Annotated in this window: 21 protein-coding genes; 15 read left to right on the forward strand and 6 right to left on the reverse strand. The window is 61.3% G+C overall.

What is annotated here, in order from left to right:
* Positions 1-17: 17 nt before the first annotated feature.
* Positions 18-1,619, reverse strand: a complete 1,602-nt coding sequence (nadB, locus tag ACJ8MK_RS14820; RefSeq protein WP_019452310.1) for an L-aspartate oxidase — start codon at positions 1,617-1,619, stop codon at positions 18-20.
* Between the two features lie 214 nt (positions 1,620-1,833).
* Here nadB and rpoE point away from each other — a divergent pair, with 214 nt between their 5' ends.
* Genes rpoE through rseC form a run of 4 tightly spaced genes read left to right on the forward strand, consistent with a single transcriptional unit; the run spans position 1,834 to position 4,525 of the window.
* Positions 1,834-2,409, forward strand: coding sequence for an RNA polymerase sigma factor RpoE (gene rpoE / locus ACJ8MK_RS14825; RefSeq protein ID WP_004929136.1), 576 nt, complete (start codon positions 1,834-1,836; stop codon positions 2,407-2,409).
* Positions 2,410-2,439: 30 nt separating this feature from the next.
* Positions 2,440-3,093: an anti-sigma-E factor RseA gene (gene rseA / locus ACJ8MK_RS14830; protein WP_016929795.1), complete on the forward strand. Its 654-nt coding sequence runs from the start codon at positions 2,440-2,442 to the stop codon at positions 3,091-3,093.
* A complete protein-coding gene (rseB, locus tag ACJ8MK_RS14835; RefSeq protein ID WP_033635628.1) occupies positions 3,093-4,052 on the forward strand; it encodes a sigma-E factor regulatory protein RseB in 960 nt (319 codons plus the stop codon). Before rseA ends, rseB begins: the two co-directional genes overlap by 1 nt.
* The gene (gene rseC, locus ACJ8MK_RS14840) at positions 4,049-4,525 is read left to right on the forward strand and encodes a SoxR-reducing system protein RseC (protein WP_442517854.1); all 477 of its coding nucleotides are present in this window, start codon (positions 4,049-4,051) and stop codon (positions 4,523-4,525) included. Before rseB ends, rseC begins: the two co-directional genes overlap by 4 nt.
* Here the strand turns inward: rseC and ACJ8MK_RS14845 are convergent.
* Positions 4,522-5,358 (reverse strand): hypothetical protein, encoded by an 837-nt coding sequence (locus ACJ8MK_RS14845; protein WP_442517855.1) that lies wholly within the window; start codon positions 5,356-5,358, stop codon positions 4,522-4,524. The genes rseC and ACJ8MK_RS14845 overlap by 4 nt on opposite strands.
* Positions 5,359-5,877: 519 nt before the next feature.
* Between ACJ8MK_RS14845 and lepA the strand changes: the two genes are divergently transcribed.
* From lepA to acpS, 7 genes are all read left to right on the forward strand, one after another.
* On the forward strand, positions 5,878-7,677 hold the full coding sequence (gene lepA / locus ACJ8MK_RS14850; RefSeq protein ID WP_033648940.1) for a translation elongation factor 4: 1,800 nt from the start codon (positions 5,878-5,880) through the stop codon (positions 7,675-7,677).
* A gap of 32 nt (positions 7,678-7,709) precedes the next feature.
* Positions 7,710-8,687 (forward strand): signal peptidase I, encoded by a 978-nt coding sequence (gene lepB, locus ACJ8MK_RS14855; protein ID WP_033635624.1) that lies wholly within the window; start codon positions 7,710-7,712, stop codon positions 8,685-8,687.
* 236 nt (positions 8,688-8,923) lie between these two features.
* Positions 8,924-9,604, forward strand: a complete 681-nt coding sequence (gene rnc / locus ACJ8MK_RS14860) for a ribonuclease III (protein ID WP_004929158.1) — start codon at positions 8,924-8,926, stop codon at positions 9,602-9,604.
* Complete coding sequence (era, locus tag ACJ8MK_RS14865; protein WP_004929162.1) at positions 9,601-10,509, forward strand: GTPase Era; 909 nt, start codon at positions 9,601-9,603, stop codon at positions 10,507-10,509. Before rnc ends, era begins: the two co-directional genes overlap by 4 nt.
* Before the next feature lie 6 nt (positions 10,510-10,515).
* Positions 10,516-11,247 carry a DNA repair protein RecO gene (gene recO / locus ACJ8MK_RS14870; RefSeq protein WP_004929165.1) on the forward strand — a complete coding sequence of 244 codons (732 nt, stop codon included), beginning with the start codon at positions 10,516-10,518 and terminating at the stop codon, positions 11,245-11,247.
* A gap of 71 nt (positions 11,248-11,318) precedes the next feature.
* Positions 11,319-12,050 carry a pyridoxine 5'-phosphate synthase gene (gene pdxJ, locus ACJ8MK_RS14875; RefSeq protein WP_025303943.1) on the forward strand — a complete coding sequence of 244 codons (732 nt, stop codon included), beginning with the start codon at positions 11,319-11,321 and terminating at the stop codon, positions 12,048-12,050.
* Positions 12,050-12,430: a holo-ACP synthase gene (gene acpS, locus ACJ8MK_RS14880; protein WP_004929169.1), complete on the forward strand. Its 381-nt coding sequence runs from the start codon at positions 12,050-12,052 to the stop codon at positions 12,428-12,430. The genes pdxJ and acpS overlap by 1 nt, the downstream gene beginning before the upstream one ends.
* Positions 12,431-12,475: 45 nt before the next feature.
* Here acpS and ACJ8MK_RS14885 read toward each other — a convergent pair whose 3' ends face one another.
* Together ACJ8MK_RS14885 and ACJ8MK_RS14890 are read right to left on the reverse strand one after the other, a co-directional pair.
* Entirely contained in the window at positions 12,476-12,736 is a 261-nt protein-coding gene (locus ACJ8MK_RS14885; RefSeq protein ID WP_033632309.1) for a YfhL family 4Fe-4S dicluster ferredoxin, read from the reverse strand.
* Positions 12,737-12,787: 51 nt separating this feature from the next.
* The gene (locus tag ACJ8MK_RS14890) at positions 12,788-13,636 is read right to left on the reverse strand and encodes a MurR/RpiR family transcriptional regulator (protein WP_033635621.1); all 849 of its coding nucleotides are present in this window, start codon (positions 13,634-13,636) and stop codon (positions 12,788-12,790) included.
* Between the two features lie 167 nt (positions 13,637-13,803).
* Here ACJ8MK_RS14890 and murQ point away from each other — a divergent pair, with 167 nt between their 5' ends.
* From murQ to yfhb, 3 genes are read left to right on the forward strand one after another with little or no spacing between them, the layout of a single operon-like run.
* Positions 13,804-14,697 carry an N-acetylmuramic acid 6-phosphate etherase gene (gene murQ, locus ACJ8MK_RS14895; protein WP_440481744.1) on the forward strand — a complete coding sequence of 298 codons (894 nt, stop codon included), beginning with the start codon at positions 13,804-13,806 and terminating at the stop codon, positions 14,695-14,697.
* An 18-nt stretch (positions 14,698-14,715) separates the two neighbouring features.
* A complete protein-coding gene (locus tag ACJ8MK_RS14900) occupies positions 14,716-16,083 on the forward strand; it encodes a PTS transporter subunit EIIC (protein WP_033635619.1) in 1,368 nt (455 codons plus the stop codon).
* 3 nt (positions 16,084-16,086) lie between these two features.
* A complete protein-coding gene (gene yfhb, locus ACJ8MK_RS14905) occupies positions 16,087-16,743 on the forward strand; it encodes a phosphatidylglycerophosphatase C (protein WP_103799209.1) in 657 nt (218 codons plus the stop codon).
* Between the two features lie 35 nt (positions 16,744-16,778).
* Here yfhb and ACJ8MK_RS14910 read toward each other — a convergent pair whose 3' ends face one another.
* Complete coding sequence (locus ACJ8MK_RS14910; protein WP_033648934.1) at positions 16,779-17,843, reverse strand: DUF2157 domain-containing protein; 1,065 nt, start codon at positions 17,841-17,843, stop codon at positions 16,779-16,781.
* 117 nt (positions 17,844-17,960) lie between these two features.
* Here ACJ8MK_RS14910 and tadA point away from each other — a divergent pair, with 117 nt between their 5' ends.
* A complete protein-coding gene (tadA, locus tag ACJ8MK_RS14915) occupies positions 17,961-18,467 on the forward strand; it encodes a tRNA adenosine(34) deaminase TadA (protein ID WP_033648933.1) in 507 nt (168 codons plus the stop codon).
* Here the strand turns inward: tadA and mltF are convergent, their stop codons facing one another.
* A complete protein-coding gene (gene mltF, locus ACJ8MK_RS14920; RefSeq protein WP_004941352.1) occupies positions 18,468-19,928 on the reverse strand; it encodes a membrane-bound lytic murein transglycosylase MltF in 1,461 nt (486 codons plus the stop codon). It lies immediately after the preceding gene.
* Positions 19,929-20,175: the final 247 nt, after the last annotated feature.

Consider the following 20,175-nt stretch of genomic DNA (forward strand, 5'->3'; position numbering starts at 1 on the left):
GCGCCCTGTCGCAGCGTTTAAGGCTGCAATATGGTCGGCAGCGCTTCCGGCAGTAAATCCGGGTAGTCCAGCGTGTAGTGCAGGCCGCGGCTCTCTTTGCGCGCCATGGCGCTGCGCACGATAAGCTCTGCCACCTGCACCAGATTGCGCAGCTCCAGCAGGTTGTTGGAGATGCGGAAGTGAGCGTAGTACTCGTCGATTTCCGCCTGCAGGGTGTTGATGCGGCGCAGGGCGCGCTCCAGCCGCTTGGTGGTGCGCACGATGCCGACGTAATCCCACATGAACAGCCGCAGCTCGTGCCAGTTGTGCTGAATCACCACCCGTTCGTCCGCATCGTCCACCCGGCTTTCATCCCAGTGCGGCACCTGTTTGGCCTGCTGAATGAACGGCAGGCGCTGCAGAATGTCTTCCGCCGCCGACCAACCGTACACCAGGCACTCCAGCAGCGAATTCGACGCCATGCGGTTGGCGCCGTGCAGGCCGGTATAGCTGACCTCGCCGATGGCGTACAGCCCGTCGAGATCGGTGCGGCCGTGCTGATCGACCATCACGCCGCCGCAGGTGTAGTGCGCCGCCGGGACGATCGGGATCGGCTGCCGGGTCAGATCGAAGCCCAGCGTCAGCAGCTTCTCGTGGATCATCGGGAAGTGCTGGGTGATGAACTCCGCCGGCTTGTGGCTGATGTCCAGGTACATGCAGTCGGCGCCCAGGCGCTTCATTTCATGGTCGATGGCGCGGGCGACGATATCGCGTGGGGCCAGTTCGCCGCGCGGGTCGAAATCTGGCATAAAGCGGCTGCCGTCCGGGCGCTTCAGGTAAGCCCCTTCGCCGCGCAGCGCTTCGGTCAGCAGGAAGTTGCGCGCCTGCGGATGGAACAGGCAGGTCGGGTGGAACTGGTTGAACTCCAGGTTGGCGACCCGGCAGCCGGCGCGCCAGGCCATGGCGATGCCGTCGCCGGAGGAGATGTCCGGGTTGGTGGTGTATTGGTATACCTTGGCCGCGCCGCCGGTCGCCAGCACCACCGTTTTGGCGCGGTAGGTTTCCACCCGCTCCAGTTCGCGGTTCCAGACGTACGCGCCCACCACTCGGCGGGTGCCCGGCAGGCCGATTTTGTTCGAGGTGATAAGGTCAACCGCGTTGCGGCGCTCCATCACGCAAATATTGGGGTGAGCGCTTGCTTTCCCCACCAGCGTGGTCTCTACTTCCTTACCGGTCGCGTCCGCGGCGTGCAGGATGCGGCGATGGCTGTGGCCGCCTTCGCGCGTGAGGTGATAATGCTCTTCGCCCTGCGCGTTGACCTCGGTGTCGAACAGCACGCCCTGATCGATCAGCCACTGCACGCAGTGGCGCGCGTTGCCGGCGATGAATTCGACGGCCTCTTTGTCGCACAGGCCGGCGCCGGCAATCAAAGTGTCATCAACGTGTGAGGCAATGCTGTCCGTCTCATCGAACACCGCGGCGATCCCGCCCTGGGCGTAAAAGGTGGCGCCCTCGCTGAGCGGCCCCTTGCTGAGAACGGTAACCTTGCAATGCTGCGCCAGGCGCAGCGCCAGTGACAGGCCCGCAGCGCCGCTGCCGACGATCAGTACATCGCTTACATGTTCAGATGATGGTTGCATAACGTATGATGTGTGCAGAAGAAGAGTGAATTTCATGTTAGCCTAACTGTCCGGGCAAAAGCCACGGATAGGGTGACATCAACAGAAAAAACAATGGCGATATGGAACTTCGTGTTCTATATGAACTCCAAGCGAGTGCTTGCTCAGGAAAATAATGTATGGCTGGCAGTACAATTTTACGCGTGGAGACGGATTTGGGGAGAGTTTACCTCGGATGAGCGAGCAGTTAACGGATCAAGTTCTGGTCGAGCGGGTCCAAAAGGGCGATCAGAAATCGTTTAACCTACTGGTAGTGCGCTATCAGCATAAGGTGGCGAGTCTCGTTTCCCGCTATGTGCCGCAGGGCGATGTGCCCGATGTGGTGCAGGAGTCGTTTATCAAGGCCTATCGCGCACTGGAATCGTTCCGTGGCGACAGCGCTTTTTATACCTGGTTGTATCGAATCGCCGTGAACACGGCAAAGAATTATCTGGTTGCTCAGGGGCGCCGTCCGCCATCCAGTGATGTGGACGCCAACGATGCGGAAAATTACGAAAGTGCGGGCGCACTGAAAGAAATTTCGAACCCTGAGAACTTAATGTTGTCAGAAGAGCTGAGACAGATAGTTTTCCGTACCATTGAGTCGCTCCCCGAGGATCTTCGCATGGCGATTACCCTGCGGGAGTTGGATGGTCTAAGCTACGAAGAGATAGCCGCCATCATGGATTGCCCGGTCGGAACCGTACGTTCGCGTATTTTCCGCGCCCGGGAAGCTATCGATAATAAAGTTCAACCGCTGATCCAGCGTTAGCAATGGCGGGCACAGGAAGGGTACTTAGGCATGCAGAAAGAAAAGCTTTCCGCTCTGATGGATGGTGAATCGTTCGACAGCGAGCTGTTGAGTTCTCTGTCGCAAGATCGAACGCTTCAACAAAGCTGGCAGAGCTATCACCTGATACGTGACACACTGCGAGGTGATGTCGGGCAAGTGATGCATCTCGACATCGCCGATCGCGTAGCCGCTGCACTTGAGAAAGAACCCGCCCGGCTGGTGCCTTCCGCCGTTCAGGAATCTCAGCCGCAGCCTCACACCTGGCAGAAAATGCCGTTCTGGGACAAAGTGCGTCCCTGGGCGAGCCAGATTACGCAAATCGGTATGGCGGCCTGCGTGTCGCTGGCGGTGATCGTCGGCGTGCAGCAGTACAACCAGCCTTCTGCGCCATCGAATGCGTCCGAATCGCCGGCCTTCACCACGCTGCCGATCATGGGCCAGGCCTCGCCGGTCAGCCTGGGCGTCCCGGCCGACAGTTTCTCCACCGGCAGCGGCCAACAGCAGCAGGTGCAGGAACAGCGCAAGCGTATCAACGCCATGCTGCAGGACTATGAACTGCAACGTCGCCTGCATTCGGATCAGCTGCAGCTTGAGCAAGGCAACCCGCAACAGGCCGCCATTCAGGTTCCCGGAACTCAGTCTTTAGGAATGCAACAGCAGTAATGAAGCAAATCTGGTTCTCCGTTTGTTTATTGACGGGCAGCCTGCTCTATTCCAGCATCGCCCCGGCGCAGCCAACTGCGTCCGGGGCGTTATTGCAACAGATGAGCAGCGCCAGCCGTTCTCTCAATTACGAGCTCGCCTACATCAGCATCAGCAAGCAGGGAATCGAGTCGTTGCGCTATCGCCATGCGGTGATCGGCAACGTGCCGCTCGGCCAGCTGCTGCATATGGACGGCCCGCGCCGCGAAGTGTTGCAGCGCGGCGGCGGGATCAGCTACTTCGAGCCTGGCCTGGAGCCGTTCACGCTCACCGGCGATCACATCGTCGATGCGCTGCCGGCGATCGTCTATGCCGATTTCACCCGCCTGGCCAAGTACTACGACTTTATCTCCGTGGGCAGCACCCGCATCGCCGATCGGCCGTGTGAAGTGCTGCGCGTGGTGGCGCGCGACGGTTCCCGCTACAGCTATATCGTCTGGATGGACGAGGACACCAAGCTGCCGCTGCGGGTGGATCTGCTCGATCGCGACGGCGAAACGCTGGAGCAATATCGGGTGATCTCCTTCGCGGTCGGCGCCGACGTGCAGGGCGCGATGCAGGGGCTGCTCAAAGCCAACCTGCCGCCGCTGTTGTCGCTGCCGGCGGTGGAAAACGTCAAGCTCAGCTGGAGCACCGGCTGGCTGCCGGCCGGGGTGGACGAGGTGGCGCGCAATCGCCGCAAATTGCCGAACGTCGCCGTGCCGGTTGAATCCCGGCTCTACAGCGACGGCCTGTTCAGCTTCTCGGTCAACGTCAGCCCGGCGGGCAGCGGAGCCGGGCAGCAATACTACCGTCAGGGGCGCCGCACCATTCAGACTGAAGTGCGCGCGGGCAACGAAATCACTATCGTGGGCGAATTGCCGCCGGCTACGGCCAAGCGCATCGCCGACAGCATTTCTTTCAAGGTATCGCCGCAATGATGAAAGAGTGGGCCACGGTGGTTTCGTGGCAACAGGGCGTAGCGCTGCTGCGCTGTGAACCCAAGGCCGGCTGCGGCAGCTGCACCGCGCGTTCCGGCTGCGGCGCGCGCGCGCTGAACGAGCTGGTGCCGGAAACCGAGCATCAGCTCCAGGTGCATATCGATCAGCCGCTCGAACCGGGGCAGCGCGTCGAGGTCGGCATTGCGGAAGGCAGCCTGCTGCGCTCCGCCATGCTGGTTTACCTGACGCCGCTGCTGGGCATGATGCTGGGCGGCACGTTGCTGCAATATTGTTTCGGCAGCGACGCCTCGGCGGCCGTCGGCGCCATACTGGGCGGCGGGGCGGCCTTTATGCTGGCGCGCCGGTTGGCTCGGCGTCTGGGTGAGCAGGCCGATTACCAGCCGGTGGTGCTGCAGATTGGGTTGCCGCCTACCGCGATGCGCATGCAGGCGGAAAATTCCCCGCTGATTTAAACCGGCGGCCGCGTCATCGCCGGGTTGTGATAGGCGGGGATGCGGTTGTGGATCATATGCTCAAGGAGCGCGATGAACAGATCGGCGCTGAGCAGCGAATCGTAGTTAATCGCGAACAGCACATTTCCCTGGCCGTCGAGCAAGCGGATGCCGCGCTGCGGATGGTTTTCCACCGCGCGGATCTGCTCGAGCGGCACGTTGCCCCGCTCCGTGGTCAGCAAGGTGGCGCTCAGCCGCAGCGTTTCGGTCGGCGTGCCTTGCCGCTTGCCGAGCAGCAGTTGCCACAGCCAGCGCGCGTCGCCCTCAACGGTGTGAAACGACACCGTCTCCCCTTGATAGAGCGCATTCAGCGCCAGCGGCCCGCGCTGCTGCAGCTGTTGGTCGACGATCACGTCTGCCAGCCGCCACGAATGGGCGACATTGCTGAAAACCGTACACCAGGGCTGATCCACGCCGGCGCGGAACGCCGTGACGTCAAACAGCCCGCCAAAAGCCTGGCCGCCGCGAAAGCGATAGATATCGCCGATCTTCTCAAACGGGATGAAGCGCTCTTTGTGATGGTGGCCGTCAAAGACCCGCACGCCGTGCTCGTACAGGCGATAGGTCAGCGTCGGACGCAGATAATGCCGCAGCGCCAGCAGCGTACAACCGAGTAAAATCGTGCCCGCGCCGGCCTGCAATAGCGTGATGACCTCGCTCTCATCAATGCTGCTCAGCAGCGGTAGCACCAACAGCGCCGCCCCCGCGCTAAACAGCAGCGCCGCCGCCGCCAGAATGCCCCAGTTGACCTTTGAAAAATCGTGCCGGCTCAGCATTTGCCCTTTATCGATCATAATGCACCTTCCAATCAACGTACGCAGATATGCTGGTGAACCCCGGTGGGCTGCCGATGTAGTGCCCTGAATAATGTTTTGTCGCGGAGTTCATGCCCTTTCTATCCGAGGGGCGGTGGTGACGTATATGGGGTTTTTCCTAAAGGAAGATGGGTGAGATGGAAATCTAAGAGGTTGATCCAAATATTCTTTTTTTATAATTTCGGAGAGGGTTTATTGCGCTGCGGCCGGTTATGTATTAGCGCCGGAGTTTGGCGGCCACGAATCACCGGCAAGCCTTGGGTTCAGGCCGTATCGTCCGCGTTAACATCTGTTTTCACCCGCCGGGGCGCCCTGTAACATTTAGCGGCGCATAATAGAATGCCTTCACTGCACCGATCGCTAGGTTTTCAGTGGTGTGGCATGTAGAATGCAGCGATTCAGGTGCAAGACGGCCTAACCCATTCACTGTCGCTTTAGGTCCATGCGGGTTTCTATAGGCGAGTAATTCAGAAATACCAAGGCAGAAAAACTTTTATAATGAAGCATATACGAAATTTCTCCATTATTGCCCATATTGACCACGGTAAGTCGACGCTGTCTGACCGCATTATCCAAATCTGCGGCGGCTTGTCTGACCGTGAAATGGCCGCGCAGGTGCTCGATTCCATGGATCTGGAGCGCGAACGCGGCATCACCATCAAAGCGCAGAGCGTGACGCTGGATTATAAGGCGCTGGATGGGCAGACCTATCAACTCAACTTTATCGACACCCCCGGCCACGTTGACTTCTCCTATGAAGTTTCCCGCTCGCTGGCGGCCTGCGAAGGCGCGCTGCTGGTGGTGGACGCCGGTCAGGGCGTCGAAGCCCAGACACTGGCCAACTGCTACACCGCGATCGAAATGGATCTGGAAGTGGTGCCGGTGCTGAACAAAATCGACCTGCCGGCCGCCGATCCGGATCGCGCCGCACAGGAAATTGAAGACATCGTCGGCATCGACGCCACCGATGCGGTGCGCTGCTCGGCCAAAACCGGCGTCGGCGTGCCCGACGTGCTGGAGCGCCTGGTGCGCGACATCCCGCCGCCGCAGGGCGATCCCGATGCGCCGCTGCAGGCGCTGATCATCGACTCCTGGTTCGATAACTACCTGGGCGTCGTGTCTCTGGTGCGCGTCAAGAACGGCACGCTGCGCAAGGGCGACAAGATCAAGGTCATGAGCACCGGCCAGGTGTACAACGCCGACCGCCTGGGCATCTTCACGCCGAAGCAGGTCGATCGCGACGTGCTGAACTGCGGCGAAGTGGGCTGGCTGGTCTGTGCGATCAAAGACATCCTCGGCGCGCCGGTGGGCGATACCCTGACGCAGGCGCGTCAGCCGGCGGATAAAGCGCTGCCGGGCTTCAAGAAAGTGAAGCCGCAGGTGTACGCCGGTCTGTTCCCGATCAGCTCCGACGATTATGAGTCCTTCCGCGATGCGCTGGGCAAGCTGAGCCTCAACGACGCTTCCCTGTTCTACGAGCCGGAAAGCTCCACCGCGCTGGGCTTCGGCTTCCGCTGCGGCTTCCTCGGCCTGCTGCACATGGAGATCATTCAGGAGCGTCTGGAGCGTGAATACGATCTGGATCTGATCACCACCGCGCCGACGGTCGTCTACGAAGTGGAAACCACCGGCAAAGAAGTGATCTACGTCGACAGCCCGTCCAAGCTGCCGCCGTTGAACAACATCCAGGAGCTGCGCGAGCCGATCGCCGAATGTCACATGCTGATGCCGCAGGAATACCTGGGTAACGTCATCACCCTGTGCGTTGAGAAACGAGGCGTGCAGACCAACATGGTCTACCACGGCAACCAGGTGGCGTTGACCTATGAAATCCCGATGGCGGAAGTGGTGCTCGACTTCTTCGACCGCCTGAAGTCCACGTCGCGCGGCTATGCGTCGCTGGATTACAACTTCAAGCGCTTCCAGGCCTCCGACATGGTGCGCGTGGACGTGCTGATCAACAACGAGCGCGTGGATGCGCTGGCGCTGATCACTCACCGCGACAACTCGCAGTATCGCGGCCGTGAGTTGGTGGAGAAGATGAAAGATCTGATCCCGCGTCAGCAGTTCGACATCGCGATTCAGGCGGCGATCGGCACGCACATCATCGCGCGTTCCACCGTGAAGCAACTGCGTAAAAACGTGCTGGCGAAATGCTACGGCGGTGACGTCAGCCGTAAGAAAAAGCTGCTGCAGAAACAGAAAGACGGTAAGAAACGCATGAAGCAGGTCGGCAACGTCGAACTGCCGCAGGAAGCGTTCCTGGCCATTCTGCACGTCGGTAAAGACGGCAAGTAACCGCGACGAGTTCGCGAAACGAGGGAGTTTGCATGGCGAATATGTTTGCCCTGATCCTGGCGTTGGCCACCCTGGTCACCGGGATCATCTGGTGCTTCGAGCGCTTCAAATGGGCGCCGGCCCGCCGCGCGAAGATCGCGGCGGTCAACGCACAGACCGCGGGCGCCGTAGACGATAAAACGCTGGCGAAAGTGGCGAAGCAGCCCGGCTGGGTGGAGACCGGCGCATCGGTGTTCCCGGTATTGCTGCTGGTCTTTGTGGTGCGTTCGTTTATTTACGAGCCGTTCCAGATCCCGTCCGGCTCAATGATGCCGACGCTGTTGATTGGCGATTTCATTCTGGTGGAGAAATATGCCTACGGCATTAAAGATCCGATTACCCAGACCACGCTCATTGAAACCGGCCATCCGAAGCGCGGCGATATTGCGGTATTTAAATATCCGCTGGATCCGAAACTGGATTATATCAAACGCGTGATTGGCCTGCCGGGCGACCGTATTACTTACGATCCGGTGAATAAGCGTGTTACCGTGCAGCCGTCCTGCAACAGTGGGCAGTCCTGCGATACCGCGCTGGCGGTGACCTACGCCGACGCGCAGCCGAGCGACTTCGTGCAGTTGTTCAGCCGCAGCGGCATGGGCGAGGCCAGCAACGGCTTCTACCAGATCCCGCTGAGCGATAACGTGCCGCCGGGCGGCATTCGCATGCGCGAGCGCCAGGAAAGCCTCGGCAACGTCACGCATCGTATCCTGACCGTGCCGGACGCGCAGGATCGGGTGGGCGCTTACTACCAACAGCCGGGCAAACCGCTGGCGGAGTGGGTGGTGCCGGCCGGGCATTACTTCATGATGGGCGACAACCGCGACAACAGCGCGGACAGCCGTTACTGGGGCTTTGTGCCGGAGAAGAATCTGGTGGGTAAAGCCACGGCCATCTGGATGAGCTTTGAAAAGCAGGAAGGTGAGTGGCCTACCGGCGTGCGTTTCAGCCGGATCGGCGGCATTCATTAATCGCTGACTGATTCCCTGTTATTTTCACGCCGCAGCCTACTGCGGCGTGAAAGATTAAGGGGATATAAAACACAGCATTATGTTTCCACTCGTTGTAGAATACTTTCTCGAGCGATAAAAAGTTGGCCCCTGCTGGGAGCCACTGCAAACGAAACAGCTTTGGATCGGCTTTCGGCGAAGCAGGCCTGTTCCGTATACTGCAAGTTTTTGACGCATTCTTGATCTATTGGTAACTCATGAACCCCATCGTAATAAACAGGCTGCAGCGGAAGCTGGGCTACACTTTTCAACAGCAGGAGCTTTTACTGCAGGCTTTGACTCACCGCAGCGCCAGCAGTAAACACAATGAACGTCTTGAGTTTCTGGGTGACTCGATTCTGAGCTTTGTCATCGCCAATGCGCTCTATCACCGCTTTCCTCGCGTCGACGAGGGCGATATGAGCCGCATGCGCGCCACGCTGGTGCGCGGCAACACGCTGGCGGAGATGGCGCGCGAGTTTGACCTGGGCGAATGTCTGCGGCTTGGGCCGGGCGAATTGAAAAGTGGTGGGTTCCGCCGCGAGTCAATCCTGGCGGATACGGTGGAGGCATTGATCGGCGGCGTGTTCCTGGACAGTGATATCCAGACCGTCGAGCGTCTGATTTTGGACTGGTATCGCAGCCGGTTGGACGAAATCAGCCCCGGTGATAAGCAGAAAGACCCGAAAACCCGTTTGCAGGAGTTTTTGCAGGGGCGTCATCTGCCGTTGCCTTCTTATTTGGTAGTGCAGGTTCGCGGTGAAGCGCACGACCAAGAGTTTACCATCCACTGCCAGGTGAGTGGTTTGAGCGAGCCCGTGGTGGGCACCGGCTCGAGCCGCCGTAAAGCCGAGCAGGCGGCAGCGGAACAAGCGCTGAAAAAGCTGGAGCTTGAATGAGCGAAGTAAAACAACACTGCGGGTTTATCGCCATCGTCGGCCGTCCGAACGTGGGCAAATCGACGTTGCTGAACCAACTGCTGGGGCAGAAGGTTTCCATTACGTCGCGTAAGCCGCAGACGACCCGTCACCGCATCATGGGCATCGACACCGATGGCGCCTATCAGGCGATCTACGTCGACACCCCTGGGCTGCACATCGAAGAAAAACGCGCCATCAACCGCTTGATGAATCGCGCGGCCAGCAGCTCGATCGGCGACGTCGAACTGGTGATCTTCGTGGTCGAAGGCACCAACTGGACCGCCGACGACGAAATGGTGGTCAACAAGCTGCGCAGCCTGCGCTGCCCGGTATTGCTGGCGATCAACAAGGTCGATAACGTCACCGACAAATCCAAGCTGTTGCCGCACATCGCGTTCCTCAGCCAGCAGATGAACTTCCTCGATGTGGTACCTATCTCCGCCGAAAAAGGCATGAACGTCGACACCATCGCCGGCATCGTGCGCAAGCTGCTGCCGGAAGCGGAACACCACTTCCCGGAAGACTACATCACCGATCGCTCACAGCGCTTTATGGCCTCCGAGATCATCCGCGAGAAGCTGATGCGTTTCCTGGGCGAAGAGCTGCCGTACTCGGTGACGGTAGAAATCGAACAGTTCGTGGCCAACGATCGCGGCGGCTACGATGTGCACGGCCTGATCCTGGTTGAGCGCGAAGGCCAGAAGAAAATGGTCATCGGCAACAAAGGCGCCAAGATCAAAACCATCGGCATCGAAGCGCGCCAGGACATGGAACAGATGTTCGACGCCAAAGTGCATCTCGAGCTGTGGGTGAAAGTGAAATCCGGTTGGGCGGACGACGAACGTGCGCTGCGCAGCCTGGGCTATGTTGACGATCTGAAGTAACGATCCGTGGACGGCTGGGAGCGCGCTTTCGTCCTGCATGGGCGGCCGTACAGTGAAACCAGTCTGATGCTGGATCTGTTTACCGAAGGTCATGGGCGGGTGCGCTTGCTGGCGAAAGGCGCGCGCAGCCGCCGCTCCAATCTCAAGGGTTGTCTGCAGCCCTTTACCCCCCTGTTAGTGCGCTGGGGCGGCCGCGGCGAAGTGAAAACGCTGCGCAACGCCGAAGCGGTCTCCCTCGGTTTACCCCTCAGCGGCATGATGCTGTACAGCGGCCTGTACGTGAACGAACTGCTGGCGCGCGTGCTCGAGCAGGAAACCAACTACTCGGTGCTGTTCTTCGACTATCTGCAATGCCTGCAGGCGCTGGCGGCGGAAGACAGCTCGCCGGAGCAGGCGCTGCGTCAGTTCGAGCTGGCCTTGCTGCACCACCTGGGCTACGGCCTCGATTTCCTGCACTGCGCCGGCAGCGGCCTGCCGGTGGATGACGCCATGACCTATCGCTATCGCGAAGAGAAAGGCTTCATCGCCAGCCTGGTGGTGGATCACTACAGCTTCACCGGGCGCGAATTGCGCGCGCTGGCGGAGCGGCAGTTTCCCGATGCCGAGACGCTGCGCGCCGCCAAGCGTTTCACCCGCATGGCGCTGAAACCCTATCTAGGCGGCAAGCCGTTGAAGAGCCGCGAACTGTTCCGCCAGTTCGTGCGTAAGCAGCCGAATACGCCGGTCGACGACGCCTGACCTTTTCCCCTTTTGCCGCCTTGCGCCCGCGTGTAAACTGCTGGCACTGAAAATCGTATTTAGAGGTTGTCATGGCTGATTTGCTGCTGGGCGTCAATATCGATCACATCGCCACGTTACGTAACGCGCGCGGAACCCAATACCCGGATCCGGTTCAGGCGGCATTCATTGCCGAACAGGCGGGAGCCGACGGCATTACCGTGCATCTGCGCGAAGATCGCCGCCACATCACCGACCGCGACGTGCGCCTGCTGCGCCAGACCATCCAGACGCGCATGAATCTGGAGATGGCGGTGACCGACGAGATGCTGGACATCGCCATTGAGCTGAAGCCGCATTTCTGCTGCCTGGTGCCGGAGAAGCGCGAAGAAGTGACCACCGAAGGCGGCCTGGACGTCGCCGGCCAGCTGGACAAAATGAGCGTGGCGGTCGAGCGCTTGGCGCAGGCGGGCATTTTGGTCTCGCTGTTCATCGATCCCGATCATCGTCAGATTGACGCGGCGGTGGCGGTGGGCGCACCCTATATCGAAATCCACACCGGCGCCTACGCCGAAGCGCAGGGCGAGCTGGCGGTACAGGCCGAGCTGCGCCGCATCGCTGTAGCCGCCGCCTACGCGGCCGAGAAAGGGCTGAAGGTCAACGCCGGCCACGGCCTGACCTACCACAACGTGCAGCCGATCGCCGCGCTGCCGGAGATGCACGAGCTGAACATCGGCCATGCGATTATCGGCCAGGCGGTGATGAGCGGGCTGCCGGCCGCGGTTGCCGACATGAAAGTGCTGATGCGGGAAGCGCGCCGGTAATGGCGGTGCTCGGGCTGGGAACCGACATCGTTGAGATGGCGCGTATCGAAGCGGTGGTGGAGCGCAGCGGCGATCGCCTGGCGCGCCGCGTGCTGAGCGACGCCGAGTGGGCGCTGTATCAGCAGCACCAGCAGCCGATTCGCTTTCTGGCCAAACGTTTCGCGGTGAAAGAGGCCGCCGCCAAGGCGTTCGGCACCGGCATTCGCAACGGCCTGGCATTCAACCAGTTCGAAGTGTTCAACGATGCGCTGGGCAAGCCGAATATTCGTTTGCACGGCCGCGCCGCCGAGCTGGCCGGGGAGATGGGGGTCACCGCGATCCACGTTTCGCTGGCCGACGAACGGCGCTACGCCTGCGCGACGGTGATCGTCGAAAGCTGAAAATAGCAAGGGCGCCTGTGGCGCCCTTGTCAGTCCTGCGGCAAATTAAATGCGATCGGCGTGGTGCAGCACCACGAACTTGTCCCACAGCTGTTCGTTGGTCTCACGATGCTGCGGATCGGTGATGATGGTGTTGTCGATCGGGCAAACCTGCTGGCAGGTCGGCGTATCGTAATGGCCGACGCACTCGGTGCAGCGATCGGTATCGATCTGATAAATCTCATCGCCCATCGAAATCGCCTGGTTTGGGCATTCCGGCTCGCACATATCGCAGTTGATGCATTTGCGTGTGATTAGCAGGGCCATGATGTATCTCTCATTATTAACAGGGGTATTTTCGCAGCGGCATTATACCGGTTAAACCAGCTTTTTCATTAACTGTTCGCTGTGTTTGATGCGATCGCGGGCATGATCGAGATCGTGCTGGATCAGCGCCATAAACAGCAGGTCGGTGAGGGCGTACTGGGCCGTGCTGGAAGAGATGGCCGCGCTGCGGGTATGGGGCTCTTCGGCGATGGTATAGAGGCAGTGGTCCGCGCGCTGCTGCAGGCCGTTGGGAGAGAAGCTGGTCAGCGCCAGCACCCTGGCGCCGGCCTGGCGCGCCTCTTCCGCCGCCAGATTGATTTCACGCCGTTCGCCGCTGAAAGAGATAGCCAGCAGCAGATCGCGTTTGTCCAGCGCCTGAACCGCCGCCAGCTGGACGTGCATGTCCGCTTCGGCCACTGCCATCACGCCGATTTTCAGCAGTTTGAAGGAGAAATCCTTGGCCACCAGCCCGGAGGCGCCGATGCCGATCAGCATGACCCGGCGCGCCTGGCGCAGCATGTCCAGCGCCTGATGCAGCCGCTCTTCGCTGTTGATGTCCAGCGTCGCGCGCAGCGCCGCCTGCTTTTCCGCCAGCAGTTTTTCACCGACGATTTTAAGCGTGTCGCTGCTGAGGATGTGGTTGTGAACGGTCACTACCGGCTCGGCCTGCGGCTGGGCCAGCGTCTCGCTCAGCGCCAGTTTCAGCGCCGGAAAGCCCTTATAGCCCAGCTTTTGGGCGAACTTGACCACGCTCGACTGGCTGATGCCGGCCAGCTCGGCCAGCTTTTGCGAGCTGAGATGGCGCGCCTGCTCGGCGTTGTTCAGCAAAAAGTCCGCCAGCTTGCGGTCGTTTTGCGCCAGTGTCGGATACATTTGGCGTATGCGCAGAAGGGTACTCATTGATCTTTCCCTGGAAACCAGCGGCCATTTTGCCATGCAGGCGGCGAAAACGCGCGGTGAAAATTTTTGTGAGCTCGTCGTTAAAATAGCAAATAGCGCTCGCTTTGTTGAATAAAATATTCAAATATTGATTTAATTTTGTGAATTAAAAATTCAAAGGTGAACAGATGAACTTAGGCGCACTGGTATCGGAAACCCGCAACCCGGCCACCATGGGGCTGGATGAGATGTCGACGCTGGAGATGGTCCGCTGCTTTAACCAGGAAGACCGCAAGGTGCCGGAGGCGATCGAAAAGGTGCTGCCGGCGATCGCGCAGGCGGTCGATTTGGCGGCGGCGGCGTTGAAGGCCGGCGGCCGGCTGATTTATTTGGGCGCCGGCACCAGCGGCCGATTGGGGGTGTTGGATGCCTCCGAGTGCCCGCCGACCTTCGGCGTGCCGCACGGCGTGGTGGTGGGCTTGATCGCCGGCGGGCCGGGCGCGTTGCTTAAAGCGGTGGAGGGTGCGGAAGACGACGAAGCCCTGGGCGAAGCCGATCTCAGGGCGCTGAACCTCACCGCCGTCGATATGGTGGTAGGGTTGGCGGCCTCGGGGCGCACGCCTTATGTGATCGGCGCACTGCGCTATGCGCGCGGGTTGGGCTGCCCGACGGTGGCCATCTCCTGTAACCCGGATTCGCCGATCGCGCATGAAGCGCAGGTGGCGATCTCGCCGGTGGTGGGGTCGGAGGCGCTGACCGGTTCGACGCGCCTGAAATCCGGCACCGCGCAGAAGCTGGTGCTCAACATGCTGTCGACCGGCGCGATGGTCAAGTTGGGCAAGGTCTATCAGAACCTGATGGTGGACGTGAAGGCCACCAACGTCAAACTGGTGGATCGCGCCTGCCGCATCGTGGTGGAGGCCACCGGCGCCGAACGCGCTCAGGCGGAGGCGGCGCTGGCGCAGACTGGCTTCGAGGTCAAGCCGGCGATCCTGATGATTCTGGCCGGCGTCAGCGCCGAAGAGGCGCAGCAGCGGCTGCAGCGGCACGACGGTTACCTGCGCGCGGCGCTGGCGCGTTAACTCACGGTGGGGGCGGCGATGGACAAGACAACGGCATTGGCGACACAGATCCTGGCGGGCGTGGGGGGCGAGGGCAATATCCTCAAACTGGAGAACTGCATGACGCGGGTGCGCGTCGAGGTCAGCGACGAACAGCGTCTGGATCTGGCCGCTCTCAAGCAGCTGTCCGGCGTGAAGGGCTATATCAAACAGGGTGAGCAGCATCAGTTTATCGTTGGCCCGGGCGCCGCCGCCAAGGTGGTGGACGCCATGCGCGCATTACTGAGCGGTAGCGCGCAGCCCGCCGTCGCCGTCGGTGACGCGGCCCGCACCAAGGCGCAGGCCAAGCAAAAATACGCTGCGCCGATGAGCGGTGCGCTGAAAAAGCTGGCCGATGTCTTTATTCCGCTGATCCCGGCGTTTATCGCCTCGGGCCTGATCACCGGCATCATCAACCTGCTGAAACGGCCCGACATCGCCGGCCAACTGGCGGTGGACTACCCGAACGTGCTGGGGTTGCTGGCGATCTTCGGCAGCGCGGTGTTCGCCATCATGAACATTTTGGTCGGGGTCAACGCCGCGCGGGTGTTCGGCGGCTCCCAGGCGATGGGCGGCGTGATGGCCGGCATTCTCTCCAGCCCGGCGCTGGCGCAGATCACCTTGTTCGGCGAGGCGCTGCAGCCGGGGCGCGGCGGGGTGATCGCCGTGCTGCTGGTGGTGGCGTTGATGTGCTGGGTGGAGAAACGCCTGCGCACGCTGCTGCCGGAATCGGTCGAGCTGATCCTTAACCCATTGCTGACCACGCTGGTCACCGCCTCGCTGGCGATCCTGATTCTGCAGCCGATCGGCGGCATTATCTCCGACGCCATCGCCCACGGCGCCAATCTGGCGATCGACAAGGGCGGGCTGCTGGTGGGGGCGCTGCTCTCGGGGCTGTTCCTGCCGCTGGTGCTCTCCGGCCTGCATCAGGGGCTGGTGCCGATCCACGTCGAGCTGGTGCAGGCGCACGGTTCCAACCCGCTGCTGCCGATCCTGGCGATGGCCGGCGTCGGGCAGGTGGGGGCGGCGCTGGCGGTGCTGTTGAAGACCCGCAACGCGCGGCTGAAGAAGGTGATCAAAGGGGCGTTACCGGTCGGCATTCTCGGCATCGGCGAGCCGCTGATCTTCGGGGTGACGTTGCCGCTGGGGCGGCCGTTTATCGGCGCCTGCCTCGGCGGGGCGGTCGGCGGCGCGCTGATCAGCTACTGGAAGGTGGCGACGGTCATCACCTTCGGCATTTCGGGGCTGCCTTTGGCGTTGACCATCGTCTCAGGTAAGGTGATGTTGTATCTGGCGGGGATGCTGATTACGATTATCGCCGGTTTTCTCTTCACCTGGATGATGGGGTTCAACGATCCCGAGGAGTAGCGTTTGAGCGACAAGCAGCAACAACCGGCCGCAGAGGGGCGCCGCGTGGTCTTTTTCGATCTGGACGGCACCCTGCATCAGGAGGATATGTTCGGCAGTTTCTTGCGCTTTCTGCTGCGCCGTTTGCCGCTGAACTTGCTGCTGGTGATACCGGTGCTGCCGCCGATCGGCCTGGCGCTGCTGCTGTTGGGGCGCGCCGCGCGTTGGCCGATGAGCCTGCTGCTGTGGGCGATTACTTTCGGGCGCTCCGAAGCGACGCTGAAGGCGCTGGAGCGGCAGTTTATCGAGGCCTTTCGCCAGAAGGTGACCGCGTTTCCGGTGGTGCAAATGCGGCTGCGGCAGTATCTGGACGAGCACGATGCCGAAGTGTGGCTGATTACCGGCTCGCCGGAACGGCTGGTGGAGCAGGTGTATCGCGATTCGGCGTTTCTGCCGCGCGTGCGGTTGATCGGCAGCCGCATCACGCGCCGCTGCGGCGGTTGGGTCTTGACTCTGCGCTGCCTGGGGACGCAAAAAGTGGTGCAGCTGGAGCAGCGGCTCGGCGCGCCGCTAAAGCTGTACAGCGGTTACAGCGACAGCAAGCAGGATAATCCGCTGCTGTTCTTTTGCGAGCACCGCTGGCGGGTAAGTAAGCAGGGCGAGCTGCAGCAGCTGGAATAAGCCAAGGGCGGAGGATTCCGCCCTTGCTGTTTTTATCAGTACCGCGATCGGTCGTCGGTCACGTCGTGCGGCTGGCGCCCCAACTGCCAAATTTTCTCCGCATAATGCCCCAACGCCCACAGGCTCAGGCCGAGCAGCGCGAAAAAAATCGTTTTCGGCATGCTGTCCCAGAAAAACTCGAACAGGCGGGTATACAGGTTAATGCCGAGGAAGGTCAGCCCGAAGCCGCGCAGCATGGCGTCGTCATGCTTCAATCCCAGCCAAATGGCGGCGAGGGCGGCCAGCCCGAACAGCAGGCTCCAGTGGAACAGCTCGATCTGGCGCGCGCGGTACCAGCTGTCGAGGTCGCCGTAGTTGCCGAAGATAGACAGCAGCCACAGGGCGATAAACAGATACAGCAGGCCCATCGCCAGCGACACCCGCTGCAGGCCGCGTTGCGCCAACAGCGGCCGCAGCAGCAGCGCGGCGGCGATCAGCACCGCGCCAAAGGCGATAAAACGAATCGGGTAGCTCATGCCGAGCCAGTAGGCGCCCCAGCCGGACAGGTAGCCGGTCTCGGCGCCGAAGGCGTTGCCGAGCGACAGCAGGGCGAACCACCACACCAGCCCGGAGCGGCTGAACCAGCCGATCGCGCCGTACAGCAGCGCGGCGAACAGCAGCAGCACGGAAACCCGGCCGCTGCCGTTATCCAGCCAGACCCCCAGTTGCCATAAGGCGCAGGCGGTAAGCAACACGGCGACAAACAGCGCCGCCTCATTGCCGTAGCGTTTTTCCGGGTGGCGCCGGCGGCGACGCAGCGCCCAGACGTAGGCCAGTGCCGCCAGTACGCCGGCGATCGCCATGCGTACCGGCGCGTCGAAGCGGAACAGTCCGCTGAGCCATGCAAGCAGTTCGCTGTCGGCGAACAGGCTGGTGACGGCGATCAGCAGCGAGGCCAGCGCGGCGAGAAACGCATAGCGCGCCAGCCGCCGCCAGTCGAAAGGCTGCACGGCCACATGCTGCAGCAGCTGCTGCCGTTGTGCGGGCGTCAAGGCGCCTTCTCCCACCCAGCCGTCCAGCGCCTTACGCACCACGACGGCGTTCTTTTTACTGAGTTTCATGCTTCTTGTCCCTGAATCACACGCTGATTCGGCCAGTATAGCCATTGGCGGGCGGCTACGACAAAGGAGGGCTAGTGTGTATAATGCCCGCCGCAAAAGCGCACGAGGAATTATGCGATGACTGAATATAACGATGAGTACTGGATGCGTCAGGCATTGCAGCTGGCCCTGCGCGCGCAGGAAGAGGGCGAGGTGCCGGTGGGTGCGCTGCTGGTGCTGGACAATCAGGTCATCGGCGAGGGCTGGAACCGCCCGATCGGCCGACATGATCCTACCGCACACGCCGAGATCATGGCGCTGCGCCAGGGCGGCGCGGTGCTGCAAAACTACCGTCTGCTGAACGCCACGCTGTACGTCACGCTGGAGCCGTGCGTGATGTGCGCCGGGGCGATGGTGCACAGCCGCATCCGCCGGTTGGTGTATGGCGCCGCCGACGAGAAAACCGGCGCGGCCGGTTCGCTGGTGGACATTCTGCGCCATCCGGGCATGAACCATCAGGTGGAGATCGTCTCGGGCGTGCTGGCGGAGGAGTGCGCCGCCACCCTGAGCAATTTTTTCCGCCTGCGCCGCGAACAGAAAAAAGCCCTCAGGCTGGCGCAGCGGGCGGCGGATAAGCCGGAATAATCAGTAGTTGAGCGCCAGTTCCGGCATCACCGTCGGGTAGCCTTTCCCCAACGCCTCCTGCTCGGCGGCCGCTTGCGCCGCCTTTCTCTCTTTTTCCTGCAGATAGCCCACCAGGCTGACCTGGTAGCGGCGGATGTTTTCCACATAGTTGTAGGCTTCACGCCCGCGCGCATAGCCGTAGGTCAGCTGCGGGTAGTAGCGCTTCTGGCTGAGCATCGGCAGGCGCTGTTTGACGTCGACCCAGCTGTCCGGGTTGCCTTTTTGCGTCTTGGTCAGCTTGCGCGCGTCCAGCATGTGGCCCCAGCCCATGTTGTAGGCCGCCAGCGAGAACCAGATGCGCTCGTCTTCCGGCACGCTGTCCGGCACCTTGGCCATCAGCCGCTGCAGGTAAAGGGCGCCGCCCTGAATGCTCTCTTCCGGATCGAGGCGGTCGTTGACCCCGAGGCCGTCGGCGGTGGCGCGGGTCAGCATCATCAGGCCGCGCACGCCGGTGGGTGAGGTGGCCTGCGGATTCCAGTGCGATTCCTGATAGGCGATCGCCGCCAGCAGCTTCCAGTCGATCTCGTTGGCGTGCTTCTCGAACAGCGGGCGGAAGTTGGGCAGCACCGAGTCGATGGCCGACAGGAAGGTTTTGGTGTCCACATAGTCGAAGCTGCCGACGTGGCCGAGGTATTTCTCTTCGAGCCGCGCCAGGGTGCCGTCGTCCACCATCTGGCTGTAGAAGTCCAGCATCGCCGCGTACAGGCTGTCGTCGCCGTCGCGTTTCAGATACCAGGTGACCGGCTCTTCGTCGGTGACGTCGAACGCCACCGCCAGCTGCGGATGGATGCGCTGCAGCAGCGCGATGGTCACCGAATCGCCGAGGGTGTAGTCCAGCTTGCCGTCGGCCACTCGCTCCAGCAGCTCTTTGGAGGTGAGATCGCTGGAGGACTCCCAGGCGAGATCCGGGTATTTATCCTGTTTGAGCTGCTTGAGGGTGCTGACGTGCGCGGAACCGGAAGCGACCGCTAGCTTGCCTTTAATGTCGGCGAAACTTTTCGGCCGCGGGGTGCCCAGCCGGTACACCAGCTGTTGGGAAACGGAGTAGTAGGCCGGGCCGGTGCGCGCGCGGCTGAGGCGCTCCTGGTTGTAGATCAGACCCGCCGCCAGCAGGTCGGCGTCGTCGTCGTCCAGATCGTCGAACAGGTCATTGATGTTCTGATGGGGGATCACCACCAGCTTCACCCCGAGGTAGTTGGCGAAGCGCTTCGCCAGTTCGTAGTCGAGCCCACCCGGCCCTTGCTTGGTGTTGAAATAGGTCAGCGGGGAGTTCAGCGTGCTGATACGCAACTCGCCGCGGGAAATGATCTCCTGGAGTTGCCCACCCTGGCCGCTGCGCCAGGTGATATTGGGCCACAGCGCGAGAGCCAGAAGCAGGGTGACAACGCCGATGAGGATGTAGTTTATTTTAAGACGTTTCAAATAGTTATCCAGTGGTGGCACAGGTACGCCGGCGACGATAACCGCGACTTTTCTCATGGTTAAATCACCAGTGCGGGGGCATTTTGCGCAACAAAACGCCAGTGTGCAACTTTATTGACACGTTATGACAATTCGACGGTGCGGCACGCTTTTATCAATTATCCCTACGCAAACGGTTTCGTCGGCGGCGAGGATTCTCTATAATGACGCGCGTTTTCCCCTGTTGCGCCCAATGAAGCGTCTTATC

This window comes from Serratia sp. CY38905 (assembly GCF_052168875.1).
GTDB lineage: Bacteria > Pseudomonadota > Gammaproteobacteria > Enterobacterales > Enterobacteriaceae > Serratia > Serratia sarumanii.